Origin of the sequence: Streptomyces bobili (genome assembly GCF_002154575.1) — a bacterium.
GTDB classification, from domain to species: domain Bacteria; phylum Actinomycetota; class Actinomycetes; order Streptomycetales; family Streptomycetaceae; genus Streptomyces; species Streptomyces bobili.
Genome location: NZ_MUBA01000317.1, coordinates 2,116 through 2,642 on the forward strand (window position 1 = coordinate 2,116; position 527 = coordinate 2,642).

Sequence of the window (527 nt, forward strand, 5' to 3'; positions counted from 1 at the left end):
CGCGCTGTTCGGGGCTGTGGAGCGGCCTGCTGCCCGCGGAGGGGCTGCTGGCCGGTCTGGCACTGGTGGCGGCGTCGCCCGCGCTGGCGGCGGGCATCCGCTCGGCCCACGACGCGTCGGCCATGGCTGGATCGGCCTCCCTGCTCGGCACCGGCGAGAAGACCACCGACGCCGTCCCGGCCGCCGGCACCGGCGAGACCTCCGCCGACGCCGTCCCGACCGTCGGCAGGCGCCGTTCCGCCGGCGGACAGCCCACCGCCCGCGCCGCCGCCCGTCGGAGGCGGCGCACTCGGCGCCGGGCCGTCGGCGCGGCGGTCGTGGCCGCCTGTGTCGCGGGCGGCGGCATCTACTACTTCGGCACCCGGCCGGGCGAGGAGCCCGGCGGGCGGACCGCGGCACGGACGGCCGGCGAGGCGCTCCGCACGGACCTCCCGACGTCCGGCGCCACACCGCAGTCCTCTCCGTCGGCCTCCGCCTCCGCCTCCCCCTCCCCGTCGGCGTCCCCGTCCGCCTCGGCGTCGCCCAGC

The 527-nt window shown here is 80.6% G+C and carries 1 pseudogene (running past one end of the window); it reads left to right on the forward strand.

Going from position 1 to position 527, the window contains the following annotated elements:
• Positions 1-527: pseudogene (locus BZL64_RS24605) on the forward strand (RNA polymerase sigma factor); its annotated part reaches 576 nt to the left of the window's first position; the annotation flags it as partial.